The following is a 24,190-nucleotide window of genomic DNA, read 5'->3' as shown; positions in this document are numbered from 1 at the left end:
CGGTGATTGGGCGACGAAGCACGTGGGTAAGTCCTTTGGTGCCGCAACCTCACAAAGTGGCCGCGGCGGGCCGGTAAGGCCAGCGGATAGCCAAGGAGGGCGACAAAGTGGGTATCGGTGGAAGTATCTTCCTCATCGCGATGGGCGCGATCTTCGCGTTCGCGGTGGACGTCGAGCTGGGTTGGCTCGATCTCAGCGTGGTCGGCTGGGTGCTGATGCTCGCCGGTCTGGTGGGCCTGATCATGACTTCGTGGCTGTGGCAGAGCCGCCGTCGTACGGTCGTCACCACTCCGGTCGAGGACACCCGGATCGTGCCGGTACGGGACGACCGCCTGGTCGAGGAGTACCGCGAGGTGCGCCGTCCCGGCCACCCCATCTGAGCCAACCGAACAACCGGGTTCACGGGCCGATCGACGGGATGCGGCCTGACCCACCATTCGTAGCCGGCGCGGACCGTCCCCCCACGCGGTCCGCGCCGGTTACTCGTGTCCGAAGCCGGCTTCCGCCCGGCGCCATCGCCGCTGACATCAGGGCCGACGTCAGGGCGGTCGACGTCAGGGCCGAGGTCAGGCGTAGAGGGCGAAGTAGATCGCGATGTGGTGGCAGATCGCGGCGATCAGGGTGCAGGCGTGGAAAAACTCGTGGTGACCGAAGACGGTCGGCCACGGGTTGGGGCGGCGCAGGGCGTAGAACACCGCGCCCACGCTGTACGCGATCCCACCGGCGATCATCAGCACCAGCGCGGTCACGCCGCCGTACCGCAGGATGTCGGGCAGCACCGCGACGGCTACCCAGCCGAGACCGAGATAGAGCGGGGCGGAGACCCAGCGCGGCGCGTGCGGCCAGACCAGTTTGACCGCCACCCCGGCGAGCGCACCGGCCCAGACGATCGTGAGCAGAATGGTCGCGCTGCGGTCCGGCAGCAGCAGTACGCAGAACGGCGTGTAGGTGCCGGCGATGAAGATGAAGATCATCGAGTGGTCGAGTCGGCGCATGGCCTGGAAGCCGCGTTCCGTCCACACCCGACGGTGATAGAGCGCGCTGGTGCCGAACAGGCCACAGACCGTGACGCTGTAGATCGCGCAGCTGACCAGCGGGCCCCAGCCGGGCCGGGTCGCGGCGAGCGAGCAGAGCACCGCCCCGCAGGCCAGGGCGACAAAAAAGGCGTACGTGTGCAGCCAGCCCCGCATCCGGGGCTTACCGATGTCGGCCGGTCTGATCCGCGCCGAAGTCGAGGTGGTCACCGCATCAGGCTACGGCAGCGTAAGTTACCCATGGGTAGTGGACCCGCTGACGTACGCGTCGTACCCGCCGGTTTGCCGCCGTGGTCCGGCACGATAGCCGGATGCGAATCTTTCCGGTCGGCGCCCACGCGCTGCTGCTCGAATGCGTGGACGGTGCCGAGGTGGAAAACTGGCGGACCGAGCTGTGGCGGCACCGCGAAGCCGGCGAACTGGTCGCCGTCGACATCGTGCCGGCCGCGCGTACGGTGCTGGTCGACGGCGTACCGGACCCGGACCGGGCGGCGGAGCTGATCCTCGGCTGGACCCCGCGACCGGCCGCCGGCACCGATGACGGCCCGCTGATGGAAGTGCCGACCGCGTACGACGGGGAGGACCTGACGGCCGTCGCCGAGTTGTGGCGGGTGGACGTACCGACGGCGGTCGAACGGATCGGCGGCACCGAACTCCGGGTCGCCTTCTGCGGCTTCGCCCCGGGCTTCGCCTACCTGACCGGGCTACCCCGGGCGTGGGCGGTGCCCCGGCTGCCCAGCCCCCGACCCAGGGTCCCGGCCGGGGCGGTCGCCCTCGCCGGCCCGTACGCCGGGATCTATCCGACCGCGTCGCCCGGCGGCTGGCGACTGGTCGGACGGACCGAACTGACACTCTTCGACGTACGCCGCGACCCGCCCGCCCGGCTCGTCCCCGGCACCCGCGTCCGGCTGGTGCCGGCGTGAGCGGGCACGGGCTGGTCCAGGTGGTACGGGCGGGTGGCCTCACCACCGTGCAGGACCTCGGCCGACCCGGCTGGGCGCACCTCGGCGTACCGCGCTCCGGCGCACTGGACCCGGCCGCCCTGCGACTGGCGAACCGGCTGGTCGGCAACCCGGAGTCGGCCGCCGCACTGGAGACCACGATGACCGGGTGCATCCTGCGACTGGTCCGGGCGGGCACGGTCGCGGTCACCGGTGCACTCGCGACACTGCGACTCGACGGCCGACCGGTCGACACCGGCGGGCCGGTCGCCGTACCCGCCGGAGCCCTGGTCGAACTCGGGCCGGCCCGGCACGGCGTACGCAACTATCTGGCGGTCGCCGGCGGGATCGCGGTCGAGCCGGTGCTCGGCAGCCGGGCCACCGACACCCTCTCCGGCCTCGGACCGGCCCCGCTGCGCGACGGCGACACCCTGCCCCTCGGGGCGGTCACCGGCCGGCCGGCACCGGTGGACTTCCTGCCCGTCGGGCCACCACCGACCTCACTCGACCTGCCCGTACGGCTCGGGCCCCGGCACGACTGGTTCACCCCGGAGGCCGTACGCACGCTGCTCGGCACGGCGTACACGATCGGGGTGATGAGCAACCGGGTCGGTGCGCGACTCGTCGGCGCGGCCCTGCCCCGCGCGGTGGCCGGCGAACTGCCGAGCGAGGGCGTGGTGCTCGGCGCGGTGCAGGTGCCGGCGAACGGCCAACCGTTGATCTTCCTCGCCGACCATCCGACCACCGGCGGTTACCCGGTGATCGCGGTGCTGCACGACGTGCTGCCGCTCGCGCAGGCCCGGCCCGGGACTATCGTGCGATTCCATGGACCGATCCCACTCGATTGATCTCAACGCCGACCTCGGCGAAGGGTTCGCCATCTGGCAACTCGGCGACGACGAGGCGCTGCTCGACGTCGTCACCTCCGCCAACGTCGCCTGCGGCGGCCACGCCGGCGACCCCGGCACCATGCGCCGCGTCTGCCTCGCCGCCGCCGAACGGGGCGTCGCCGTCGGCGCCCAGGTCGGCTACCGCGACCTGGCCGGATTCGGGCGGCGGCGAATCGACTACGCGTTCGCCGAACTGCGCGACGAGGTGACCTACCAACTCGGTGCGCTCGACGCGTTCTGCCGGGTCGCGGGCACCAGACTGCGCTACGTCAAGCCGCACGGGGCGCTCTACAACGTGGCGGCGGTCGACCACACCCAGGCCGCCGCGGTGGTCGCCGCCATCGCCGAGTACGACGCCACCCTGCCCGTACTCTGCCTGCCCGGATCGATGCTCGCCGAACTGGCCCGCGAGGCCGGACTCCGCCCGGTCGCCGAGGGCTTCGCCGACCGGGGCTACCAGCCCGACGGCACGCTGGTTCCGCGTACCGCCGCCGGGGCGCTGGTCACCGCCGCCGAGCAGGTCGTCGAACGGGCCGTACGGATGGCCGTCGAGCAGGTCGTGGTGGCGGTCGACGGCAGCCTGGTGCCGTGCCCGGCAGAGTCGATCTGCCTGCACGGTGACACGCCGGGGGCGGTGACCATGGCCCGTCAGGTACGGGCCGCGCTCCTCGCCGCCGACGTGAAACTCACCCCGTTTGCCTGAGGCTCGCCGGCCCGGTTTGCCTGAGGCTCGCCGGCCCGCCCGAGCGGCGGTCGGTCAGGCGTCCAGGCCGCGCAGGATCAGCGGTAGCCGGTTCGCGCCGCCCAGGGTGATCCGCAACGGGACGCCCCAGTCCTGCCGGGTCAGGTGACAGGCCGCGTGCTCCGCCTCGGCGTCACAGGTCGCCGCCTGCGCCGTGATCTGTAGCACCCCGGCCGGCACCGCCGGATTGAGCACGAGTTCGCGGGACAGGTCGGTGCTCACCCCGGCCCCTTCGAGCAGCAGCTCCGGCGGGGACGCGGAAACCACCACCCGGGTCGACGGCCCGAACGACTCGTCCAGCTTCTGTCCCGGCGCGGGCGTGAAGATGACATCCAGGGTGATCGTCCCGGCCGCCAGATCGGTCGGCGGCCGTTCGGTCCGCTGCCGTTCGCCGCTGACGGTGGTCGCGCCGGCAGCCGAGAGGGCACCGGGCGCCAGTCGGGTCAGCCGGTGTGCGGCCGACTCGACCACGAGTACGTCCCCGTCACCGGTGAGCACCAAATCGCTCGGCTCCGCCAACTCGGCCGCGACGGTGTTGACCAGCCCGGTCGCCGGATCGAACCGGCGCACGGCGCCGTTGTACGTGTCCGCGATCAGCACCGAACCGTCCGGCAGCGCGCACACCCCCAGCGGGTGCTGCAACAGTGCCTGCTCGGCCGGACCGTCCACGTGACCGAAGTCGAACAGTCCCTGGCCGACGGAGGTGTGCAGCACCCCGTCCTCGATGAAGCGCAACGCGCTGGTCTCGCTGTCCGCGATCCAGAGCCGCCGCCCGTCCGCCGACACCGACAGCCCCGACGGCTGCGCCATCCACACCTGGTCCAGCGGCCCGTCCTTGAGCGCCTCGACAGTGGTGCCGGCGTACATGCCGGCGGTCCGCTTGATCGGGTCGAACCACCAGAGCTGGTGGATGCCGGCCATCGCGACGATCACGCGATCGTCGTACCAGGCGAGATCCCACGGGGAGGAGAGGTCGATCGACACCGCGTCGTGCGGGTGGTCGTCGACCGTCGAGCGCCATTGGCGGCCGGTGCCGGCGACGGTGCGTACCTCGCCGGAGTTCAGCCGTACGCCCCGCAGCAGGTGGTTCACCGTGTCGGCGACCACGAAGTCGTAGCCGACGACCTCGGCCACGTGCGGCGGCAGCAGGCAGATCCCCTGCGGTTCGGCGAACCGGGCATCGTCGGGCCCACCGTCGGCACGGCCCCGGTCACCCGACCCGATCCGGCGCTGCACCGTCTCCCCGTCGGCGGCCAGCTCGACGATCGAGTGCCGGGACGAGTCGGAGACGAGCAGACCGCCGCCGTCGAGCACCACGGCCTTGCCGGGGAAGCGCAGGCTGGTCGCCGGTTGCGCGGGCGGGACGTACGGGCCGTCGCCCCGGTGCAGGGTGCCCTTCGCCTCGTGGGTGGCGATCAACTCCTCGATCAGCCGGCCCAGCCCCTCGGCGTGCCCCTCGCCGGCCATCATCGCGACGACGTAACCCTCCGGATCGACCACGGAGAGGGTCGGCCACGCCTTGGCCGCGTACTGCTGCCAGGTGTGCAGTTCGGGGTCGTCCAGTACCGGGTGGTGCACCTCGTACCGCTCGACGGCGGCGGCGAGCGCGTCGGCGTCCCGTTCGTGCTCGAACTTCGGCGAGTGCACCCCGACCACCACGAGTACGTCGCCGTACTTCTCCTCCAGCGGCCGAAGCTCGTCCAGTACGTGCAGGCAGTTGATACAGCAGAAGGTCCAGAAATCTAAGATCAACAGACGACCACGGAAGTCCTTGATCGAGTAGGACTTCCCGCCCGTGTTCAGCCATCCTCGGCCCTGTAGTTCGGGTGCCCGCACGCGTGGTTGCATAAGGCCATCTTGCCTGATGAGGGGCGCCCATCCGGCGCGTGGGGGACGCGGCAGCGGTACTCGCGACTCGGCCGTGCCGATCATCAGGACGGACCCGCCGGACCGGTATCGGCCGTCGATGAGGCGGTAGACCTCGGGCGGCCCCACCGGCCTAGCGAGGTCACCCGCTGCAACGATCGCCGAATGATCCGCCCCCACGTGCTCGCCCAGCGTCTCGACTCGACGGATGACAACTGACGTCGCGGTGACCCGGATGATGACCGCTGGGTACGCGTCGTCGCCGACAAGGATCGTCGCCCCCATGCCCAGGGTCGGGCCGGGTTCGTGCCGAGCGGCGTTTTCGCACTGGCCGGACGAATGGTGTGCGTGGGCGTCGCAGGACGGGCACCGAGCAAGCGTCGAACGCAGGGCGAAAGTCACTCGACTTACGTTAAACGTTCAACGCAGGATCGCCCACCGTAGCCAGGGTGAGCGTGGATCAGGCAAACCGTCAGGCGGTGGGTAGTCAACAAGGCTCAGGCTTTTTTTTAAGAGGCATTGCGCGGAAATGTGACCGCAAACCTCGCAGACCTCGCAGACCTCGCATGAGCGATTTTTTTTAAGGGGGGTCGTGGCTGGCGCTGCCCAGAGCGCCAGCGTGACGCCGAACGTTGCTGCGGTGAAGATCCATTGCGAGGCGGTCGGGAAGCCGTTGAAGCCCGCCGCGATCTTCAAGACCTCGACTGTGCCGTAGGTAGCGGCGAGCACGGCGACAGGCATAGGGCGGCGTAGGCGCGGCTTGATCCGCTGCCACCACTTCCCGCCGGGCCGTCGCACGTGGACAGCGTAAGAGGTGCCTGCATTGATCCGGTCCAGACACGACAAAGCCCCGCGCCCGGTGGTCCGGGGCGGGCGATCCGTAGACCGAGGGAATGCGTCGAACGTTCAGCGTACTGAATCGGTCAGCCGACCCGCCGGACCTCGGCCTGAAGCAAGATGGCCGGCTCGGTGCCGCCCAGGTTGACCGCCACGAACTCGGCGAAGGTCTCGACAACCTCGCCGGTCATACCGAAATAGCCGATGGGCTCGACCTGGTCGCCGAGGGTGGCTGGCGTCGCCCGCCGCGTGGTCTCTTCGTTGAGCCAGGCCAGCGCTTGATGCGCTAAACGTTTAGCGCGACTACAAACGCCCCGCGCCTGAGAAATTCCAGGTCACGGGGCGTTCGGAGATGCGTCAGGCGACGGGTGCACCCATCACGACCACGTCGCAGGTGACGTCGTTTCTGTTCAACTGCCAGGGGGAGACCGGGACGAATCCCAGGGCTAACAGGGTCGCGGCGAGCCGTACCGGGGCTAGGTGCCCGTTCGGCTCGTCGACTTCCAGCGGTACGGATCGGGTGACCTCCCCGCCGTCGAAGGCCACGCGTAGGACGCTCTGGTCGGTGAGCCTTCCGGCCGCGTCAACGTTGACGGATGCCGTACCGGGGGTGCCCGGTGGGAGCGCCGGGGGAGGGGTGGGCTCGGGAGCCTGGACGACGAAAAGCCGGGCCGTCGGGCCGGCTTCGATCTCGCCGAGATCGGTCGTCACTGATACCTTCCGGCTCACCTTCACGGGGGCGCCGGTGACGGTCGCCGACCGGGCGCCCTCTTCGACCTTCGCGAAGGCCAGGCGGTCGGGGTCAACGAGGACCACGGCGCCGACTTGCAGGGCGCCGACGGTCGTTCGTTCGGTCATGAGTGCTCCTCCCGCGCCGCCGATCAGGCGACGCTCATCGGGGTGTTGTTGCAGGGGCAGATCGGGGCGCCGACGTTTACGCGCACCCCTGAAGGTGCCCCAACTTGCCGACTAGCACTGCCCGCGCGCCCCATCGCGGGTCACGCCACCAGTTCCCCGACAGGAACACCGACTCATCGAGCCAGAACTTCCGGTAGAGCCGGTCCCGCTGCGTCGGCGCCAGTGCCGCGACCGCTTCGCGCACCTCGGCCCGGACGTCGGCGAGGTCCGCGACCCCGTACGCGGCGTCCTCGGCCGACACCTCGTGCCACTCGCGCATGACATCATCCGGGTAGGACTGCTCGACCTGGTCCGCGTGGACGACGCCCGCCGAGTTGACCCCACGCGGGGCGCGCACCTTGTCTTGCCCGGTCCACTTCCGTCGGTTTAGGACCCGCAGGACGTGCCACTTCGCCGCCTGAATCAGGTACGAGTCCAGGTTCGGCCCTGGTCCGTCGAGCCGCTGGTACGCCTGCCACATCGCGTACAGGCCCTCGGATTCGAGGTCGTCCGGGCTGACGCTGGGCGGGGCCAGCCGGCGGGCGAAGCCCTTCAGCCATGGGCCGGCCATGCCGGACACGGCCTCGTCGAACGGTGGGAGGGGTGCGGGGGCGTCAGTCGCGGTCACGGGTCTTGTACTCCTCAGCGTGGTCAACGAAGCCCCAGGGAGAGGCGTAAAGCTCGGCCCGCCACACCCGCGCGGGGTAGCGGTACCGTTCGCGGTAGAGCGACGGATAGGCGAGCAGGTAGCCGGTGTCTTGCATGGTCTGAGCGCCCGTTCGCATCGGCTCGTAGCCGTCGGACCGAAGGGCTTCGTCGCCGGAGCCGTGCCGGGGCGTGTACGGCGTGGGGACCTGCGCGACTCCCCGGAATTCCCCGGTCACCTCGCGGACGATCGCGGCCAGCTCGACCCGGCCCTCGGGGGTCTCCCAGCCAGGCTCAACGCGTGCCGCCTCGCGGCGCGCTGCCAGGTACGCACGAAGCCGGCGGATCACCGGACGCCACCGGGAGTCATACCGGCGCCGATGCCGTCAACCATGAACCCGGCGTACTTCGCGTAGCCGCGTTCGATTGCGGCCAGCGTCGCGGGGCTCGCCCCGGCCGCTTCCGCCTCGGCCAGCCGGACGGCCTTCGCCTCGCGGGCCTCAGCCGCCATCTCGGCGTACGACCGGCGTACGTGCTCGCCAGCCATGAGCGCGCCCAGCAGAGCCACGCACGCCGCGAGGTGCCGACGCCCGCCGAAGTCCCGCACGTCGGACAGGGCGCACGCCACCTCGCCGCACAGCAGGCAGGTGCAGTCGCGGATCTCGTCGCGGTACGGCGCGAAGTCGGCCCTCACTTCCGCCACGCCCGATCGTGCGAAGCGCTGACCTTGTCGAGCGCCTTACCGAACATCTCGACCAGCTCGGCACTGCTGGGCAGGACATCGCCGGCCCGCTCTCGGGTCCGGAGGGCGTTCACCACGTCGCGGAACTGCCACAGCGCGGACAGCACGGCCACGCGGGACGCGTCGTTGCGCCGGGCCTGCTCGTCGAAGTGGTGCGCCTGCTTGCCCAGCGCGATGAGGTCTGCCCCGTGGGTTTCACAGTCATCGGCCCGTCGCATGGCCTCCCGGACCGCTCGGTCCTTGTCGACCATGAGGTGCCCGGCCTGTTCCCGGAGTCCGTGAATCTCGTTCACCAGGTCGATGACCTCGGGGACCGGGGCGCCTGCGGTGAGCAGGGTGCGGGCGGCGGTCCGAGGCCGGCTCGGCAGTGCCCGAATGCTGATGTCCGGCCCGTCGTACAGCGGGTGCCGGGCGTCAATGTGCACCCCGCCGACGTGGGTCGGCCGGTCAGCGCAGGCGGTCCGCCGACAGGTCGCGGCCGGGCCGTGCTGGCGCGGGACGCTCAACGCAGTGTCCCGGAGCGAGCCGGGAGGCCGGTCAACTCTTCGCGGGCTCGGTCGACCGCCTCGGCGTCCAGTTCGTCGCGGGCCTCGAAGGTCAGCATGTCGTACTCGGCGTTCGGCTCGGCGACGGTCACGGCGTCGAACTCGGCGAGATCCACGGTCGGTTGTCCCTTCGGGTGGGGGGTGGGTTTCGTGAGGGGAGTGGGCCAGCGGGGGCCGAGATGTTCAGGCGATCTCGGCCCCGATACTGTGCGCTAACCGTTTAGCGCACCTAGCCCAGCGCGCATCTTCGATAGAGCGCCTTGACGAGTGCGTAGGGCCTTCAGGCGGGAGACGCCGAGGCGGTGGCCGATCTCGGCGTCCGGGATCGTGTCGTAGTCCGCGAAGCCGTACGCCATAGCGCACACGCCGGCTTCGAGGGGGGACACGCTGCGGAAGGCCAGATCGCACAACACGCGGTCTTCGGCGTCGGCGATCTCGCGCGGCCCTGCAACCTCCGACGAGACGGGGGACATGCTGTCGCTGCCCTTGGCTTCGAGTGCCCCTTCGAGGGAGTCTTCCGCCCCGATCGCGGTATAGACGGACCACCAGGTGTCTTCGGTCATCTCGTAGTCCGGGGCCAGCTTCGCGGCCTCGAAGTGGTCGCCGTTCGCACGGGCCAGGATGCCGAAGTAGCGCTTCATGGTGCGGGTGGGGACCGAGAATCCGCCGGTCGCGTCGGAGGTCGCCGAGGTGAGCGCGTCGTGAAGGTACTGACGGAGGATGCCGGCCAGAAGGTCCGCCTCGTTGGCGCCACGGCGGAAGGCGTGGACGGCCTCCATGAAGCCGATGATCGCGGCTTGCCGTGCGTCGTCGATCGACAGGCTTTCGTACCGGGAGACGGCCGCGCGAAGGGCTGGCATGTAGGCCGTGAGTAGACGGAGGGTGGCCGTTTCGTCGCCAGCTTGAGCGGCTTCGATCACTGCGGATTCCTCTCCTGCGGGAATCCGGGAAGTCTTAACGGTCCAAATGGCATCGAAAATGGACATAGTGATGCCTCCGTGGGCGCAAAGAGGTAGCCGGTGTGCGCCGGCCAACTCGAAAGGGGTGTGCGTATTTCCTGGTCAGAGGCGACGCTAGGTGCGCTAAACGTTCAACGCAATGCCCCTGAGGTGCACGAAGGGCGGCGGTGCTGCAGGTCACACGCAGGGAAGCAGGAAACGGGCAGAGGCCCTAGGGAGAAGTCCCCCAGGGCCCCGTTTCCGCAGCTAGGTCAGGCTGACATCGGCTGGTTCAGTAGTTCGACGGCGTAGACAACCGGGATGCCGACCGCTTGCGCGTACACCGGTTCCCACAGTCCTTCGCACCCGTCAGTGATAGCCAGGATGTCCGCCCCAGCCAGACACGACATGTCTTCGTCGACCACCGTCAGTAAGTCGTCTGCGTCTTCCGTCGGCGGGTGGGTGACGGACGGGCAGATGACTTCGTAGCCGGCCTCCCACAGGGCGTTGAACGTCCCGATGGCGGCGGCTAACCGCCTGGACGTGGTGCCCACCGTAGGTAGGACCAGGTACACGCGCGGCAGTCCGAACGGGGACTTTGGTGTCCCCGCGACACGCAGATTTCTGCGGCTTCTCACTCATGCCTCCCCGTGCCACGGCGTCAGCGCAGACTCGACGCCCCGGCGCGCTGCCCGGAGTGACGTAACCCCGCTAGCCAACACGTAGGCGGAGCGTACTACCTGGTCACGGAGGTGCAGGCGGTCGAGATCAAGTGCTATGTCTGCTGTTGGCTCGCTACGACGATATTTAGACCGTTCGGTGGTGTCTTCCCTCGGCCGTGCGACGGGCGCGGCCGTCCATTGGGCGTCTACCGCTGCGGGCAGGACCCGCGATAGTGCGTCGAGTTCTTGCTGTAGCGCTGTGACCAGGTCGGCCATGCGGATTACGTCGCGGTCTAGGTCTAGATCGGCGGGCTTCAACCTGGCTCCTTAGAACACCTGTGCGAAATGATCATAGCCACGGCCCCGGTCAGTTCAGGGCGCCGTACGCCGCGCCCCAGGACTTCCCGACGACCGACGTGTCCGAGGCGATCCGCACGCCGTAGAAATCGGACTCCATCACTCGACCGATCTCGCGGATAACCTGCTCGGCATCTGCTGTTGGCGCCTGGGCTATCAGCTCGTCATGTACGGGTAGCAGTAGGTGATCGCCTAGTCCCGCGTCGAAGACGTCCACAATGGCCTGGGCGAGTAGGTCTCTAGCCGTGCTCTGGACGACGTAGTTGGTTGCCGCATACAGGCGGTCCCTGTCTAGCGGCAGGTGCCGTCCCGAGGGGGTAATGACCTCTTTCCGCCCGTACTCGGCGCGGCTGACCAATCTGCGTGAGTAGCGTTTGATGCCGGGGAACGTCGCGTCATACGCGGCCAACGCGGGGCGGATCGCCTCGATCGGGGCGCCGGTCTGGCGAGCGATGCCGGCCGCCCCGCCGCCGTAGACCTTGCCGAAGCCGATCGCCTTCGCAATCTTTCGGTGTGCCCTCGTGAAGTCCGGACCGAACACCCGCGCGGCCGTGAACGAGTGCAGGTCGACGCCGTCCGCAATCGCCTTGCGCATCGTCTCGTCACAAGAAAGCGCCGCGAGGACCCGCATTTCTACTGCCTGGTAGTCAGCGGCGATGAGGGTCTGTCCGGGGTCCGGGATGAACGACCGGCGGACGCGCCAGTCCGACGAGGGAAGCTGTTGAAGCGGGGGGCGACTGACCGACATGCGGCCGGTCCGGGCCTGAAGGGCGCCGATCGAGGGGTGTAAACGATCGTCCTCGTCCCGCAGCGTCAGGAACGCCTCGGCGTACGTCTCGGCCCACTTCGCGGCCCGCTTGCTGCGCACGACCGCGTCCGCGAGCGGGTTGGGCTCCCGGACTTCCATCCGTCCCCACTGCTGGTCAAGGTCGGCCAGCGGCAACAAGACGCCCTTGTCGACCTTCGGGGCGCCGGATGCCGTCCGCTCGTCGAGCGCTTCACCCATCGCGGCCAGCGCCTCGGCAACCTGCGCTGTGCTGTTGACGTTGCCGACGCCGTACCGCGCCGCGACCTGTTTGAACCGGTCCGCCTCGGTGAGCAGGTCATCCCGCAGGGCCTCGATGTACGCGACGTCGAGCCGCATACCGCGCCGCTGGAGGATTGCCAACAGGACGGCTAGGTGATGCTCGAACTTCGATAGGTGGTCTAGACCGACATCCCGCACCATCGGCCCGATCTGACGGAACAGCCGGTGCGTCAGGATCACGTCCAGGCCGGCGTACCGGACGTAGGTCTCGTGATCGATGGGGATTTCAGCCCAGCCGGTCTCTTTGGTGAGGCCGAGCGATCGAAAGACGGCTGTCAGACCGGCTTGCGTGTCTGGCGCCTCGGTGTCTACGTAGACCGCCGAGAGCGGCTTCAGCGATAGGCCGATTCCGCCTTCCTGTGGGCCGCGAGGGTCGAGCAGGTGAGCCAAGATCCTCGTGTCGAAAGTCCGCCCGCCCAGCTCCTCAAGCCGTACCCCTAGATGCCGGTCAAGGACGAGCAGGTCATACGGCGCGTTGTGCGCGATGAGCGACCGGGATACCCGCAGGGCGCGGGCCGCTGCGTCGGCGAACATGTCGGCGCGAAGAACCCACGCCTCGCGCGAGTTGCCGAACTGGATAAGCCGCAGGCGGTGACTGGTCGAGTAGATGTCGAGGCCAGTCGTCTCGGTGTCGACCGCGAGGACTCGATCGGGGCCGGCTACGAACTGCTCGAAGCCGTACAGGTCGGCCGGGCGCTCGGGGAAGTGGATTCGACACGCTTCCCCAGCCACGGTATGTGATAGGACGATCACCCGCAGACTCCTTTGGTGCGAGTGAAGGGCCGCCTCCCGGTGCGGGGAAGCGGCCCTTCTTGGGCGGGGAAGGTCAGGCCGAGCAGGCACCGCCGCAGCAACCGGCGCCCTCGGGGGGCGGCTCGGCTGGGTCGATGTCTGGGGCGTCGGTGACCGGCGGCCCTTCACACGAGCGACACGGTCTGCGCCCGCAATCCATTCCTTGTAGGTGCGCCTCGAAGACGAACTCAGGGATCGGCGCCGGGTCTCCGCAGACGTCGGCCGCGAACAGCGGGCACGCGGGACAGCCACCGGTCACGCCGCAGTCATCGGCCGGGGCGGTAACGGACACGGGCACTCCCTAGAAAGCGATGTCGTCCAGCGACGGGCCGGAACTCGGGGTTTCGCTAGGGGAGTGGGCCAGCGGGCTACTGGCTGTTCGCTCGTCGTCCGGGATTTCTGGCGCGTGATCCTCGACCGCGTCCGTCTGCCGGGCACGCCGGATGCCGACGAAGACGATGCCGCTCGCTTCCTTTTTCTTGACTGCCCCGCGCTCTTCCAGGGACGCGAAGAAGGCCCGCCGCGTCCAGCGCTCTTTGCCCGGTAGGTTCTCGTCGTCCGCCCACTGCTGGTAGGCGTCCCACACGAGTTTCCCGGTCACCTTGCCGTCCGGGTCCATCACGAAAAGGCCCGGCAGCAGGCCGGTCAGGGCATCCGACGTCTGCCGGTATTCCTTCGTCGCGTTGACGATCGCGGCCGGGTCGCCCAGGCCGTCGCGGTACCACTCCTGAGCACCGCGCACCGCCCACGCGAGGATGCCGGGGGCCTCGGTCAGCAACTTCTCGCCGAGCTTGTGATCTCGCTCGTGCGGGGCGAAATACCTCTCCCACGGGATCAGCTTCACCCTCCGCCAAAGGCCCTCGTCCGCCCCGCGAAACTGCGGCTTGAAGTTGGTCGCCAACAAGAGCAGAAAGGTTGGTCTGAACTCGAAGAACTCTTTCCGCATGAAGCGGGCGCTGATCAAGTCACGTCCGGTGACCCGCTTCAAGATCGCCTCGGCCATCGGTCTGCCCTGCTCGCCCTCAGCCGCCATGACAAGCCGTGCGCCCTTCAGCGCTGCCAAGTCGTTAGGAATGCCGCCCGACCCGCGATCCTCAAACGTGCTGAAGGGGGTCGTCACGGTCAACTCGCGGAAGACCTCGGTCAGCGTGTCCGTCAGGACCGATTTCCCATTCGCCCCGGTGCCCCAGAGGACGGCGAACGCCTGCTCTGCGGTCTCGCCGGTGATGCCGTACCCGACGAGCCGCCTCATGTATGCCGGCAAGCCGGCGTGCGCCGCGTGCGGGAAGACCTCCCGAAGGAACGCTTCCCAACGCGGGGCCTGGGCGTCGGGGACGTAGTCCAGGTCGACGCGCCGCGTCAGCAGTAGTTCGGGGTCATGGGGTTGGAGCCGGCCCGTCCGCAGGTTGACCACGCCGTTACGGACCGCCAACAAATGATGGTGCCGGTCGAACGCTTCGAGGTCGGCCGCTACGCCGCGAAGCGCCTTCAGTTCTCGAACCATTGCGTCGATGCCGCGCGAGCTGTTCGCGTTCCGCGCGAACGCCTTCAGCTTCCCGACTCGGGCCTTCAGCCGCTTAGCCTCGCCGGCAGGGTCGCCGGCCTCTTCGACCGCGTCCAGGGCCTCGGCCAGCTCTGCCGCCTCGCCCCAGATCGATCCGGCCACCTCCTGAGCCGCAGTCCGGACCGCATCGAGCTTGTCAGCCCGCCACACGCCACCGTCGAGCAGGAAGAACCCCGCCTCGGGGCTGTACCTGACGCCGGACCCAGTGCCGATGAAGTGCTCCTTCAGCCGGCGGGCCGAGGCAACCTCGGTCAGGTCGGCATCCGTCCAGACGTCGAGCCTGGTCTGTAGTCCGCCGGGGTCCTGCGCCGTTTGGATCGCCCGGATGAAGTTCGTCGCGAACGTCGCCGGATCGCTCTCGCGCCACTTCGTGAGGTCAAAACCGTCGACCGGAGGCCGAACCCTCCGGACCGACAGGCCCAGCTTCGCCAGCTCGGCCGCGAGGGTCCGCGCGAAGGCGTCGCCCGACGGGTCCGCGTCGCCCACCACAACGACCGGGCGCCCCTCGGCCAGCCGCGCGACCTCGTCCGCCACGCTGGAGGCCAGCCCGGCACCACGCACAGCGATCGTGTCGTAGCCCGCAGCCGTCGATGTCAGCCCGTCGCCGGGGCCTTCGGTGACGATGACCTCGGGCCAGCCGGTATCAGCCGGCAGCCAGGCCACCCGCGCCCAGCTTGCACCATCGGGAGACTTCGCGCCGAGCCAACGAACCTTCGCGTCGGCGCCCAAGGCGCGGGCTTGGAAGCCGCGAGGGATGCCGTTGCGGTCGCGGAACGGCACGACGAGCCGGCCGCCCCCGCCGAGGTCTTCGGCGTAGCCCAGGCCCAGCCGCTCGACATCGGCCGGGAAGATGCCGAACCGAGCCTCGGCGTACTCGAGTGCCCGCCGGGCGCCCGGTGCCGTCGGATGAAGGAGGGCCGCCGCGTACCGGTCGAGCTGCGCGGCGAGCCGGGCGACATCCGCCGGGCCTGCCGGGGTGTCGGTCGACGTCGCGCGGGCGCGGACCTCGCCGGGCTCGATACCGTCCAGGTCGGCCCAGGTCATGCCGAGCGCTTCCAGCACACCCGCCGGGTCCTCGGCTTTCCGACGCCCGGTCGGACAACCGGCACGGCACTTCAGCAAGACCTTTCCGGCGTCGCTCACGGCCACCCGCAATGACGGGTGCGAGTCGGTGTGCGCCGGGCATGGGACGAGCCAGCCGTCCCGCTCGTCCTGTACCTCGGCGAACCGGCTCAGTAGGTCGTCCAGGGTCACGGGCTGTCCTTCCGTAGGGGTATGGCGTCGGAGTGGGCCAGCGGGCCGCGAGGTGTTCAGGCGTCCTCGGCTTTCTCGGTGCCGCGCGGAAACGGCCGGGCCAGCTCGTCGGCGGTGGCGGCCATGTGGGCGGCGTAGGCGTCGGGCGCCAGCTCGGCGAGCAGGGCTTCCGCGCGCCGCAGGCGGACCAGGACCCGAGCCCAGGTGGCGAACGTCTGGACGGCGTAGGACTCGCCGACCGACCGGTAGGCCCGCTTCACGAGAGCCACCCCGTAGGACTCGTGGGCATTTACACGCTGTTTCTCGGCGCCGTCCAGGCCGATCCGGATCGCGTCCTGCCAGCTCTTGTACGCCTTGTTCTGGCCGATCCACGGGGACAGCCCGTGAAGGTCGCCGGTGTCCTTCGCGCCAGCCTGAGCGGCCCGGTAGGCGTCGACACCAAAGGTGTTCAGCGCACGGACAGACAACGTCTCGTAGGCAGTGCCCTTCGCCTTGTTCGTCGTCACGGGCGACGCTCCACCGTGACGCCGTTCACGAGGGCTTGCCCGAGGACCGCCGCCCAGGTGCCGGAATCCGAGGGCTTCGCCGGGCCAACCGCGATGACGTGCCCTGAGGTCATCCCGCGCAGCTCGCCGGCCGCAGCTACAGGCACGGCCCGCCCGTTCTCGACTCGGTAGATATCCAATGTGCTCCCCAAACGTGGAAAGCCCCGAGGCCGGCGGACTCGATGTCTCGCCGAACTCGGGGCCGGTTTATGCGCTGAACGTTCAGCGCATCAGGGGTAGTTACTTGACGGCACCGATGACGTCGACGACGGGCTTCGTGAAGCGCCGCTTCTTGCCGCCCGCCTCGTACTCGACGACTTCGAGGCCGAGCCACGCTTCGGCCGGTCCGTCGATCGCCGCGAGCTGCGCTTCGGCGGTCACGATGTCGCGGACGAGGGACCATGACCCAGAGTTGAAGCGGAAGCGTCCAAGGTCGGGGTCATCCGCGAGCGTGAAGTAGATCGTGATGCTCGGCGCGCAGCCACGGCCGGACTTAGCCGCGTCCTTGCGGTCCTGGTAGGACGCGGGGCACTCGCACGGCTTGCCCTTGTCCTCGTCCATCGTCTGCTCGACGCCGTCACAGCGCCGAATCATCGTGTTGCGGCCCCAGAGGATCATCTCTTGCCGGATGGCCGAGGGGCCGTCGAGAACGACCTTCACACGCGGGGCCTCGGTGAACACTTCCAGGCTGTCCTCGCCCTGCGTGTCCCAGGTCTGCGCGGCATCGCCACCGAACATCGCCCGGATGGTGTCGGCTACGTCCGGATCGCCGGACGTGACCCGCCACTGTTCGAGCGCTGCCGGGCGCCCGTTGACCTGGTAGCCGCTGCGAAACCGGCCGACGATATCGCTTGTGAACTTCTGGCGGGGCTTCGGCTCGGCCTCGGGGTCGGTCTCCCAGATACGCAAACCCATGTACGGGCTCCTTCAAGGGGTGAAGCGCGGGCGCCCTGCTAAGCCGGGTCGTTGGGAAGCTGGGCGGCGTTGAAGGCCCACGCCCCGCGCTGCGGTAGCTGTCAGGTAGTGAGTGGGCCAGCGACGTAAGCCCTGTTCACGCGGCTTTCGGCGCGCTCGGGAGACCCGGCGGACGCGAGATCGAGACGGTCGTCTTCGCCGTCTTCGGGGCGTGGCCGAGGATCGTCGCGATGCGCGCCGACCGCCGGGCACCCATGTGCGGCAGGATCGCCCGCATAACCGCCTCAGCCTTCGGCCCGGACGCCTCGGCATGCCACATCGCCTGCTGCGGCGCCGGCTTGAGCGTGAGCCGAACGGACACGCCGAAGAGGGTCGCGGCCCGGCCGATCACGTCCCGGTCGGTCATCGCCACGCGGACGCGCGGATACCTCGCCCGGTGCAAGTCGAACGCGCCTTCCCCTTCGAGCAGGCCCGCCAGCCACAGGACGTCGTCGCGGTCGGCGTGCTCGATCACGCGGTCCGCCGACGGGGCGCCGGGGTGCGCCGCTTCGGCTCGGCGGTCGGCGCCTTGTTGACCGGCTCGCCAATTACCCCGTCCTTCGTCTCGCGGTCCCAGGTGAAGACCTCGCGCAACACCTTGAAGACCTCGAACACCTCGGCGTCGCACCGAACGGGGACCAACGACCAGCCCTCGGGCCGGACGTGCAGCACCGCGCCCCCGTCAGCACCGGGGAGCGGGACGCGGGTCTTGTCTGGCCTGATGATGTAGTCCGCGTGCCGGTACGCGGCCAACTGGATCGCGACCTCGGGGTGCACGCCGCTGCGGGTCGTCTTCCAGTCCAACCACAGCCGCTCACCGTCAATCACCGCGTAGGCGTCGAACGAGCCGGCGTAGTCGACCTCTTCGGACCACACGGTCTCTTCGGTGAACACGATCTCGGGGTGGAATTCCACCAGGAACGCGTCAAAGTGTTCAACGAACGGCTTGTAGTCCGGGTGCACCCGGCCGACAGGCAGGCCCTTTGCCATCGTCTCGAAGAGGTCGTGAGCGGCCGTGCCGGTCTCTGCCGCCTGCGCGGTGTCCCGCCGGGGCGCTCCCTTCAGGTAGTCGATTGCGCCCTGCCGGTCTCCCCGTAGGGCGATGCCGACGATGTCTCCTAGGTTCTCGACGGCGTAGGTCGCTACGACCTTAGCGGCCCAGTGCTGAAGGAACGGTTTCGGCAACATCCCGAGAACGCTCGTCACGCCCGGTGCCTTCGCGCCGCTTTCGGGGTTCACGTACCAACGCGAGCCGCCGCGCGAGATGGTGTTGATTTTGGGTGTGGTCATACCTACCCGGCCCCTCTCGGCCTGTGTTCCAGATGGACACAGGAGGAGTGGGCCAGCAGGGTATGTGCTGTTCAGGAGGTGCCGACAGTAAGACGCCCGCCGGGCCAGTGAGGGCCTAGCGGGCGCGGTGAGAGGGTCGACAGTGACGGAACGACGGAACTTCCGTCACTTCCCTATTCAGGTTAAAGAGGAGGAGGAGAAGTCTCTAAAGCAGCTATACAGAAATGACGGCACTTCAAGCTGTTTCGTCATCCGGCGCTTCGAGCGCTGCGCTCAGTGCATCGCCCACTGCGGCGAGCCGCGCTAGCACAGCTCGTGCCTGCGTCTTCGCGGACCCGTTCAGCGCGGCGACCTGCGCCAGGTCGAGCCGCTGAAGGATCAGCAGGGCGGCGGCCATCGACCGACCGGGGTCGGCGTTCAGATCGTCTGCCGGGGCAGCCACGGTCGCGAGAATTGCGCTCCGCACGTTGCGCCGGTCCCGCTCCCTCTTCAGGATGTCGTCGGACTGAAGTCCCGCGTCCTCGACCTGCTCGGCCGAGATTCGGTCACGAATGGCCGTTGCGGTGTGGTAACGGACGGCAGTCTGAATCGGCCGCGCCTCATCCTTGCTGTAGCCCGCGTCGCTGTACTTGCTGCGGATGAACTCGCGGTACGCCCACGTCCGGCCCGCCCAGTCGGGCTGGCCGGTCTCCTCCACCAAAAAATGCGGTCGTAGATCAACGGAAAGTATGGCGATTTCACGGTAGAACGGCGTTCGTCCTTCCTTGCCGGTCACGCGGCGTAACTGTTTCAACGTGCGCACGAGGGCTCCACCAAGCTCGTCCTTCGTACGGGCCTGCTCGTCCTCGGCGCTGGTGGGTTCCACGGTTCGGCGCCCTCGTTTCACTCGGGGTGTCCCAGACCAGCCTAGCTGCGTTGAACGTTCAGCGGTAATCCCTTGATCCTTAAATCGCCCTTAAAGGTGCAGATGGGCCGCTGACCTGGGCAAACGCCGAAAGGCCCCTGGCAAGGTCAGCGTATGCCGGACCATGCCAGGGGCCTACTTAGGGTGACCTTAGTTACAAGAGGTTTACCAGCTCGTCGGCGTGCCTGTGCAACGCCGGGACATCCCTGTCGTTCAGAAGATCGAACTTCGTCGGGTAATCGGTTAGAGCGGTCTCGCTGGCGTGGATATCGGACTCGTCGAGGCCGGGCCGAACGACGCGGGCGAGCACGCCCCCGACGTCCTCGACCGCCCGAGCCTCGTTCGGGAAGCGGACATCGGTAATCACGACCGGGCGCGGATCGTCGTTCACCTCGCGCAAGACCAGACGGACCCAGAAATCCGGGTCCAATTCGCGGATCGCCACGCCGTAATTTTGCAGCGTCCGCCGGACCTCGGGGTCTTCCTTTGCCTTCTCCCAGCCGTCGGCCGTGACAATCTCAGACAGCCGGTACGACCCCCACGGGGTGTTACCCGGAACAATGATCGGATTGAGCGCCAGCGCCGCGCGCCGCAACTCATCCGCGAAGGCGTACCGGACGAAGCCGTGAGCCTCGACGAGCCGGGCCGCGACCGTGTCCTTACCGGTGCGCTTCCGGCCGACGAGTCCCAGGATCGGACGCGCCATCAGAGCCGGGTCCGCTCGAACGGCACGCCCCCGGCCTGCAAGACGGGCTTCAGTCGGTCACGGTCGTACTGCTCGTTCATGAAGCCGTCGGCCTTCGCCGGGCGGTCGCCATCGGCGGGCCAGGTCTCCCGGCCGCGAACGTAGGTGTACGGGGTGCGCTGCGGGCCGTAGTAGACGACCACGACATCCCCGGCCTTCCATGCCGGGTGACGCGGGACGATGTCGGCCTTCACGCCGGCAGTGCGAAGGATCAGCTCTGCCCGGCGGATGGCGTCTTCGCGGGTGGCGGGGGCGGCGGTTGCGAGCCGGCGAAGGAGTGGGTCGTTCCAGGTCGTGTAGCTGTCAATCGATGGCACCGGTCGGCTCCCTGTGTCGGTTGCTGGACACGAAGGGAGTGGGCCGAGGGGTGCGAGGGTGTTCAGGAACGTTCGTCCCCGGTCTGCTACTCCGTTGGGTTCCGGGGTGGGTTGGTCTTGAGCAATTCCTCGATCGCACGAACCCTGCGTCGGTCACGCCCGGTGAGGACATTCATAAGGAGATGAGGGAGAAAGAGGGTCACGACAGATCGAGACCAAGCCGCTAGACGTTGCGGCGCCCACCGTCCGAACGCTCCGAAAGTGAACGACAGGGCGGTCGCCAACTTGAGAAGCCTTCCTGGTCGGGCCTCGATGACCGCTGCCCACTCTTCGGCGTACCCGGCTGCAATTTCCTCATCGGCCGTCCAGTGGTAGGCAGCCCACCGAGCCAAGCGCCGAGCGGCCCACGGTGAGATGTCGGTGAACTCCGTTATCAGCAGGCTGATGATTGCACCGATAACGATCTCCCGGGTCATGCCTCGCACCCGTCGATGGCCCCGAACGCCAGCCGGAACCGGCCAACGGGCTTCGACCGCTGGTGCGCCAGGATGTCCTCCGCTCGCGTGGCCCCGTGTGGGGTGAGCCGGTAGTAGCGGCGACGCGGCTTGCCTGGCTCGACCTCGGCCTCCCACCGGGACGTTACCCACTCGGCCTCGGCTAAGCGCTCCAAGATCTTGTAGATGGTGGGTCCGGCTCGGCCGGTGGCTTTCATGATCGCCCAGCCGTGTAGCTCGTGCTCGTCGGCAGCAAGGAGTGTCTCAAGAACCACAAGTAGGGGCTGAGTGATTCGTACAGGTCCATCGCTCACGATGCTAACGGTACTAGGTGAAATAAGGGCGGTCCACTTTTGATCTACTCGTCCGGCGGTCGGATCTCGGCTGGGCTCGGCCGACCGTCGCAGGGCCACATGCGTCAGGCGGCGTTTCCGGGGGTGTGAGGGTTCACCTCGGGTTCCTGCCTGGCGTCGGTGCTCGCAGATCGTCGATACGCTCATGTTTAAATGCCCCTATGACGCAGACGCTCGGCCAGACCTCGACTCAGGCGCCGACACTCCTGGTCGTGGCCGATCTTGGGGACACCCCGCCTCTCGCGGTCGTCAGCGAGTATCTGGCTGCACTGGACGCCATATGCCGGTACGCGTATTTGCTTACCCGAGCGCAAGCTAGTGGTGGTCCGGCGCCGGCGGGCAGGCAGGCTAGCGAAGACGTTCCGGGCGCGAGTGAGAGCGATGGGCCCACCGACAGAGGTCAAGGCCGTGACGCAACCGTGTACCGTGGGGTTGCTGATTTTGGCGGGCCGGATGTCCAGGATGGGCCGGAGCGCTCGACCACGCGTGGTGATTTGCTGAAGCAGATAATCGGTCGCCTGCCGGGCGGTATGGAAGGCGTCGGCCATCGGCCCGTGCAGCAAGTTGATTTGTTTGAAAGCTCCGTGACCCACAGTGGGGCCGTCTGGGTTACGCAGACCGGGCCAACTTTTCACTTCGCCCGAGCCGAGGCGACGCGACCCGATGTGCCAGTTGGGGTAGCCAGCCTCAAGCTGGCGAGCCCGCTAGAGGTGGTTCTCACGACGCTAGCCAGTGAGACAAAACCATTCGGATATGCCTTAGCGGCCTTGTACGTGGCGAAGCAAGGGCTGCAAATGGTAATGGACTGGCAGGTGCACCGCGCTGAACTGTCGTCGCGGAAAGCAGGGCTGACCACAGACGAGGTGGCGCCTGGAGAGGCCGGGGCCGTGGGGACGAACGTGGTCTTGGAGATGCTTCAAGCGTCCGGTACCCGGCCCGCTCCCGAGAACTACGAGGCGCAGGAAGGGGCGGCGCAAGCTGTGCGCGTGCTGGTGCGGCGGCCTCTCGTCCGTGTCGAGCAGGGCGACGGGCAGGCTCCCTAGCACTTCCCGCCACAGCCGCCGGGCGGATTTCGGGCGGGCGGGGCGGACCGCCCGAGGGCTACAGCTGATAAGCGGAGCGTGTAAACGCCGAAACGCCCCGCTCCCGGTGGAGACCGAGGGCGGGGCGGGTGGCGCGTCAGGCGGCGTGCTCGGGGGTGTATGCGTCCGCCTCAGGGCTGAAGCTGTTCGCCCCAGCGCCGCCGTCGGCTTCCTGACCTGCGGATACCGCCGGGACCAGGGGTGAGCCGTTGGCGTCCTGCGGGTCGGAGATGGGCGTGGTGTGGCGCCGGGCCAGGAGCGCCACGGCGAACGGGGCGACGATCACCAGCACGCCGACGACCGCTGCACTGATTGGGGCGGGAACGTCTACCCCGAAGAGGGCGAGCAGGGCGACGACGGTACCGACGCCCGAGACGATGGCGGCGCGGGTGACGATGGGCTGACGGGACATGGCGGGGTCCTTCCGGGTGGGCGGGGTCAGTTGGCGTAGAGGCGGTCTAGGAACGGCTGTGCCGCCGCGACTAGACCGCCGACAGCGGCGAGGCCCACCCACATCGCCCGAGGTGTCACGACCGGCCGCCGCTCGATCTCGCGGAGGCGGGTTTCGTGGTCGGCGTGCTGGGACAGCGCGATGTCGAGCTTTGCTTCCAGGCGGGCGAACCAGATCTGAACCTGGACTTCCGGCGGAAGGTCGGACGACGGGTCGGGCGAAGTGAGGGGCATGAGGGGTTACTTCCTGAGAGCGCCGATGGTCTTCGGTCCGGCCTGCCCGTCAACGGCGAGCTTCCGGTTCTTCTGGAACGCCTTCACAGCCGCGAGGGTCTTCGGACCGAACTCGCCGTCCTGGTCGAGCTTGTAGCCCTGGGCGGTGAGCAAGCGCTGAAGCTCACGCACGTCGGAGCCGGTCGCGCCCTGCTTCAGTGCGCGACCGCCGAGGCCGGTCAGCAGCGCCGCGACGGTGTTCGGGCCGACGATGCCGTCCGGGCTTAGCGAGTAGAGCCGCTGAAACGCTGTGACCGCGTTCAGGGTCGCCGGGCCGAAGTTGCCATCCACGGTCAGCCGGGGGCCCTTTGCGTTGAGCTTCGTCTGGAGCTCGCTCACGTCGGCGCCGGTCATGCCCTGCTTCACGGTCCGCTGACCGAGCTTCGTCGGTGCGGGCGTCGGCGCCGGGGGCTTCGGGGCGGGGGTGCCGTTGACGTACGCGATGTAGCGCCGGAACAGGGGGCGCACGTCGCGGTTAGCCTTTGTGGCGTCGCGGTAAAAGCTGATGTGCGTGTGCCAGAGGTGGGAGTCGTCGCCCGAGGTGCGCTTTCCCTCGCGGTCCCAGCGCTTCACGCTGTGCCCGTCGGGGCTGTAGATGACCTCGCGGATGTCCTTGGTGTCGGCTGCCCCCTTTGCACATTCGTTTACCAGCCACGCCGAGAACGTCCGCAGGTTGTGGGCGCCCTTGAAGAACTGTCCGACGTCGAGCGCGCTCGCTGCGGTCGTCAGGCCCGTCTTGTCCCGCGAGGACTCGACCACGGAGTAGTCGTTCTTCACAGTCCGGTCCGAGCCGCAGTGATATCCGCCTGAGTGCGCGTCGTCGCCGACGATGCCGACAGCCGCCGGGTCGACCGGCAGAGATTCGAGGATGAGGGTTCGGGCGTCCTTCAGGTTTTGAGGGGCAACCGTCACGGTGGTTCCTTTCGGGCAAACGAAAGGGCGCCCCCGGAATGGGAGCGCCCTTTTGGAATGAGGCGGTGCGTCGAACGT

The 24,190-nt window shown here is 68.5% G+C and carries 31 protein-coding genes; 5 read left to right on the top strand and 26 right to left on the bottom strand.

From position 1 onward, the window contains the following. The first annotated feature begins 107 nt into the window (after positions 1–107). On the top strand, positions 108–380 hold the full coding sequence (locus tag OG792_RS33005; RefSeq protein WP_329105583.1) for a DUF6458 family protein: 273 nt from the start codon (positions 108–110) through the stop codon (positions 378–380). 186 nt (positions 381–566) lie between these two features. On the opposite strand, the gene trhA is transcribed toward OG792_RS33005, so the two are convergent. Next, positions 567–1,190: a PAQR family membrane homeostasis protein TrhA gene (gene trhA / locus OG792_RS33000; RefSeq protein ID WP_442932527.1), complete on the bottom strand. Its 624-nt coding sequence runs from the start codon at positions 1,188–1,190 to the stop codon at positions 567–569. A 155-nt stretch (positions 1,191–1,345) separates the two neighbouring features. Here trhA and OG792_RS32995 point away from each other — a divergent pair, with 155 nt between their 5' ends. Genes OG792_RS32995 through OG792_RS32985 form a run of 3 tightly spaced genes read left to right on the top strand, consistent with a single transcriptional unit; the run spans position 1,346 to position 3,568 of the window. After that, positions 1,346–1,957 carry a 5-oxoprolinase subunit B family protein gene (locus OG792_RS32995; protein ID WP_329105579.1) on the top strand — a complete coding sequence of 204 codons (612 nt, stop codon included), beginning with the start codon at positions 1,346–1,348 and terminating at the stop codon, positions 1,955–1,957. Then, a complete protein-coding gene (locus OG792_RS32990) occupies positions 1,855–2,823 on the top strand; it encodes a biotin-dependent carboxyltransferase family protein (protein WP_442932526.1) in 969 nt (322 codons plus the stop codon). The genes OG792_RS32995 and OG792_RS32990 overlap by 103 nt, the downstream gene beginning before the upstream one ends. Next, positions 2,819–3,568: a LamB/YcsF family protein gene (locus OG792_RS32985; protein ID WP_329111579.1), complete on the top strand. Its 750-nt coding sequence runs from the start codon at positions 2,819–2,821 to the stop codon at positions 3,566–3,568. The genes OG792_RS32990 and OG792_RS32985 overlap by 5 nt, the downstream gene beginning before the upstream one ends. A 54-nt stretch (positions 3,569–3,622) precedes the next feature. Here the strand turns inward: OG792_RS32985 and OG792_RS32980 are convergent, their stop codons facing one another. The 22 genes from OG792_RS32980 to OG792_RS32880 all read right to left on the bottom strand — a co-directional run bounded on the left by OG792_RS32980 (position 3,623) and on the right by OG792_RS32880 (position 21,356). Then, positions 3,623–5,455 (bottom strand): NHL domain-containing thioredoxin family protein, encoded by a 1,833-nt coding sequence (locus tag OG792_RS32980; RefSeq protein ID WP_329105575.1) that lies wholly within the window; start codon positions 5,453–5,455, stop codon positions 3,623–3,625. A 438-nt stretch (positions 5,456–5,893) separates the two neighbouring features. Next, positions 5,894–6,169 carry a hypothetical protein gene (locus tag OG792_RS32975; protein ID WP_329105574.1) on the bottom strand — a complete coding sequence of 92 codons (276 nt, stop codon included), beginning with the start codon at positions 6,167–6,169 and terminating at the stop codon, positions 5,894–5,896. Between the two features lie 498 nt (positions 6,170–6,667). After that, on the bottom strand, positions 6,668–7,168 hold the full coding sequence (locus OG792_RS32970; RefSeq protein ID WP_329105572.1) for a hypothetical protein: 501 nt from the start codon (positions 7,166–7,168) through the stop codon (positions 6,668–6,670). A 76-nt stretch (positions 7,169–7,244) separates the two neighbouring features. Then, positions 7,245–7,835, bottom strand: a complete 591-nt coding sequence (locus OG792_RS32965) for a sigma-70 family RNA polymerase sigma factor (protein ID WP_329105570.1) — start codon at positions 7,833–7,835, stop codon at positions 7,245–7,247. Next, positions 7,822–8,202 (bottom strand): hypothetical protein, encoded by a 381-nt coding sequence (locus tag OG792_RS32960; protein WP_329105568.1) that lies wholly within the window; start codon positions 8,200–8,202, stop codon positions 7,822–7,824. Before OG792_RS32960 ends, OG792_RS32965 begins: the two co-directional genes overlap by 14 nt. Next, the gene (locus OG792_RS32955) at positions 8,199–8,555 is read right to left on the bottom strand and encodes a hypothetical protein (RefSeq protein WP_329105566.1); all 357 of its coding nucleotides are present in this window, start codon (positions 8,553–8,555) and stop codon (positions 8,199–8,201) included. Before OG792_RS32955 ends, OG792_RS32960 begins: the two co-directional genes overlap by 4 nt. Next, on the bottom strand, positions 8,543–9,100 hold the full coding sequence (locus OG792_RS32950) for a hypothetical protein (protein WP_329105564.1): 558 nt from the start codon (positions 9,098–9,100) through the stop codon (positions 8,543–8,545). Before OG792_RS32950 ends, OG792_RS32955 begins: the two co-directional genes overlap by 13 nt. Next, positions 9,097–9,255: a hypothetical protein gene (locus tag OG792_RS32945; RefSeq protein ID WP_329105562.1), complete on the bottom strand. Its 159-nt coding sequence runs from the start codon at positions 9,253–9,255 to the stop codon at positions 9,097–9,099. The genes OG792_RS32950 and OG792_RS32945 overlap by 4 nt, the downstream gene beginning before the upstream one ends. 96 nt (positions 9,256–9,351) lie before the next feature. After that, complete coding sequence (locus OG792_RS32940) at positions 9,352–10,125, bottom strand: hypothetical protein (RefSeq protein WP_329105560.1); 774 nt, start codon at positions 10,123–10,125, stop codon at positions 9,352–9,354. Positions 10,126–10,349: 224 nt separating this feature from the next. After that, entirely contained in the window at positions 10,350–10,631 is a 282-nt protein-coding gene (locus OG792_RS32935; protein WP_329105558.1) for a hypothetical protein, read from the bottom strand. 84 nt (positions 10,632–10,715) lie between these two features. After that, positions 10,716–11,015: a DUF7169 domain-containing protein gene (locus tag OG792_RS34880; protein WP_442932525.1), complete on the bottom strand. Its 300-nt coding sequence runs from the start codon at positions 11,013–11,015 to the stop codon at positions 10,716–10,718. Positions 11,016–11,106: 91 nt separating this feature from the next. After that, positions 11,107–12,915 (bottom strand): DNA polymerase, encoded by a 1,809-nt coding sequence (locus tag OG792_RS32930; RefSeq protein WP_329105556.1) that lies wholly within the window; start codon positions 12,913–12,915, stop codon positions 11,107–11,109. Between the two features lie 361 nt (positions 12,916–13,276). Further along, entirely contained in the window at positions 13,277–15,793 is a 2,517-nt protein-coding gene (locus tag OG792_RS32925) for a phage/plasmid primase, P4 family (protein ID WP_329105554.1), read from the bottom strand. Between the two features lie 56 nt (positions 15,794–15,849). Beyond that, a complete protein-coding gene (locus OG792_RS32920) occupies positions 15,850–16,299 on the bottom strand; it encodes a hypothetical protein (protein WP_329105552.1) in 450 nt (149 codons plus the stop codon). A gap of 279 nt (positions 16,300–16,578) precedes the next feature. After that, positions 16,579–17,253, bottom strand: coding sequence for a recombination directionality factor (locus OG792_RS32915; RefSeq protein WP_329105551.1), 675 nt, complete (start codon positions 17,251–17,253; stop codon positions 16,579–16,581). A gap of 136 nt (positions 17,254–17,389) precedes the next feature. After that, positions 17,390–17,767, bottom strand: coding sequence for a hypothetical protein (locus OG792_RS32910; RefSeq protein ID WP_329105549.1), 378 nt, complete (start codon positions 17,765–17,767; stop codon positions 17,390–17,392). Next, positions 17,764–18,582, bottom strand: a complete 819-nt coding sequence (locus tag OG792_RS32905) for a hypothetical protein (RefSeq protein ID WP_329105547.1) — start codon at positions 18,580–18,582, stop codon at positions 17,764–17,766. The genes OG792_RS32910 and OG792_RS32905 overlap by 4 nt, the downstream gene beginning before the upstream one ends. A gap of 235 nt (positions 18,583–18,817) precedes the next feature. Further along, entirely contained in the window at positions 18,818–19,447 is a 630-nt protein-coding gene (locus tag OG792_RS32900) for a hypothetical protein (RefSeq protein WP_329105545.1), read from the bottom strand. 193 nt (positions 19,448–19,640) lie between these two features. Next, the gene (locus tag OG792_RS32895) at positions 19,641–20,192 is read right to left on the bottom strand and encodes a deoxynucleotide monophosphate kinase family protein (RefSeq protein WP_329105544.1); all 552 of its coding nucleotides are present in this window, start codon (positions 20,190–20,192) and stop codon (positions 19,641–19,643) included. Then, positions 20,192–20,548: a hypothetical protein gene (locus OG792_RS32890; RefSeq protein WP_329105542.1), complete on the bottom strand. Its 357-nt coding sequence runs from the start codon at positions 20,546–20,548 to the stop codon at positions 20,192–20,194. The genes OG792_RS32895 and OG792_RS32890 overlap by 1 nt, the downstream gene beginning before the upstream one ends. An 86-nt stretch (positions 20,549–20,634) precedes the next feature. Continuing rightward, positions 20,635–21,024 carry a hypothetical protein gene (locus OG792_RS32885; RefSeq protein ID WP_329105540.1) on the bottom strand — a complete coding sequence of 130 codons (390 nt, stop codon included), beginning with the start codon at positions 21,022–21,024 and terminating at the stop codon, positions 20,635–20,637. After that, positions 21,021–21,356 carry a PadR family transcriptional regulator gene (locus OG792_RS32880; RefSeq protein ID WP_329105536.1) on the bottom strand — a complete coding sequence of 112 codons (336 nt, stop codon included), beginning with the start codon at positions 21,354–21,356 and terminating at the stop codon, positions 21,021–21,023. The genes OG792_RS32885 and OG792_RS32880 overlap by 4 nt, the downstream gene beginning before the upstream one ends. A gap of 200 nt (positions 21,357–21,556) precedes the next feature. Between OG792_RS32880 and OG792_RS32875 the strand changes: the two genes are divergently transcribed. Beyond that, on the top strand, positions 21,557–22,438 hold the full coding sequence (locus OG792_RS32875) for a hypothetical protein (RefSeq protein ID WP_329105533.1): 882 nt from the start codon (positions 21,557–21,559) through the stop codon (positions 22,436–22,438). 136 nt (positions 22,439–22,574) lie between these two features. On the opposite strand, the gene OG792_RS32870 is transcribed toward OG792_RS32875, so the two are convergent. From OG792_RS32870 to OG792_RS32860, 3 genes are read right to left on the bottom strand one after another with little or no spacing between them, the layout of a single operon-like run. Next, positions 22,575–22,889 (bottom strand): hypothetical protein, encoded by a 315-nt coding sequence (locus OG792_RS32870; RefSeq protein WP_329105530.1) that lies wholly within the window; start codon positions 22,887–22,889, stop codon positions 22,575–22,577. Between the two features lie 26 nt (positions 22,890–22,915). Continuing rightward, entirely contained in the window at positions 22,916–23,161 is a 246-nt protein-coding gene (locus tag OG792_RS32865; RefSeq protein WP_329105528.1) for a hypothetical protein, read from the bottom strand. A 6-nt stretch (positions 23,162–23,167) separates the two neighbouring features. Next, positions 23,168–24,112, bottom strand: coding sequence for a peptidoglycan-binding domain-containing protein (locus OG792_RS32860; RefSeq protein ID WP_329105526.1), 945 nt, complete (start codon positions 24,110–24,112; stop codon positions 23,168–23,170). Between the last annotated feature and the right edge of the window lie 78 nt (positions 24,113–24,190).

Source organism: Micromonospora sp. NBC_01699 (assembly GCF_036250065.1).
GTDB lineage: Bacteria > Actinomycetota > Actinomycetes > Mycobacteriales > Micromonosporaceae > Micromonospora_G.
This window is presented reverse-complemented; position numbering and strand designations above follow the sequence as displayed.

What these genes read in the sequence shown, in the direction of transcription:
- OG792_RS32970 (WP_329105572.1), bottom strand. Translation starts at nt 7,168, where the DNA reads ATGACCGAACGAACGACCGTCGGCGCCCTGCAAGTCGGCGCCGTGGTC.
- OG792_RS32980 (WP_329105575.1), bottom strand. Translation starts at nt 5,455, where the DNA reads ATGCAACCACGCGTGCGGGCACCCGAACTACAGGGCCGAGGATGGCTG.
- trhA (WP_442932527.1), bottom strand. Translation starts at nt 1,190, where the DNA reads ATGCGGGGCTGGCTGCACACGTACGCCTTTTTTGTCGCCCTGGCCTGC.
- OG792_RS34880 (WP_442932525.1), bottom strand. Translation starts at nt 11,015, where the DNA reads ATGGCCGACCTGGTCACAGCGCTACAGCAAGAACTCGACGCACTATCG.
- OG792_RS32865 (WP_329105528.1), bottom strand. Translation starts at nt 23,161, where the DNA reads ATGCCCCTCACTTCGCCCGACCCGTCGTCCGACCTTCCGCCGGAAGTC.
- OG792_RS32915 (WP_329105551.1), bottom strand. Translation starts at nt 17,253, where the DNA reads ATGGGTTTGCGTATCTGGGAGACCGACCCCGAGGCCGAGCCGAAGCCC.
- OG792_RS32870 (WP_329105530.1), bottom strand. Translation starts at nt 22,889, where the DNA reads ATGTCCCGTCAGCCCATCGTCACCCGCGCCGCCATCGTCTCGGGCGTC.
- OG792_RS32940 (WP_329105560.1), bottom strand. Translation starts at nt 10,125, where the DNA reads ATGTCCATTTTCGATGCCATTTGGACCGTTAAGACTTCCCGGATTCCC.
- OG792_RS32905 (WP_329105547.1), bottom strand. Translation starts at nt 18,582, where the DNA reads ATGACCACACCCAAAATCAACACCATCTCGCGCGGCGGCTCGCGTTGG.
- OG792_RS32995 (WP_329105579.1), top strand. Translation starts at nt 1,346, where the DNA reads ATGCGAATCTTTCCGGTCGGCGCCCACGCGCTGCTGCTCGAATGCGTG.
- OG792_RS32895 (WP_329105544.1), bottom strand. Translation starts at nt 20,192, where the DNA reads ATGGCGCGTCCGATCCTGGGACTCGTCGGCCGGAAGCGCACCGGTAAG.
- OG792_RS32875 (WP_329105533.1), top strand. Translation starts at nt 21,557, where the DNA reads ATGACGCAGACGCTCGGCCAGACCTCGACTCAGGCGCCGACACTCCTG.
- OG792_RS32885 (WP_329105540.1), bottom strand. Translation starts at nt 21,024, where the DNA reads ATGACCCGGGAGATCGTTATCGGTGCAATCATCAGCCTGCTGATAACG.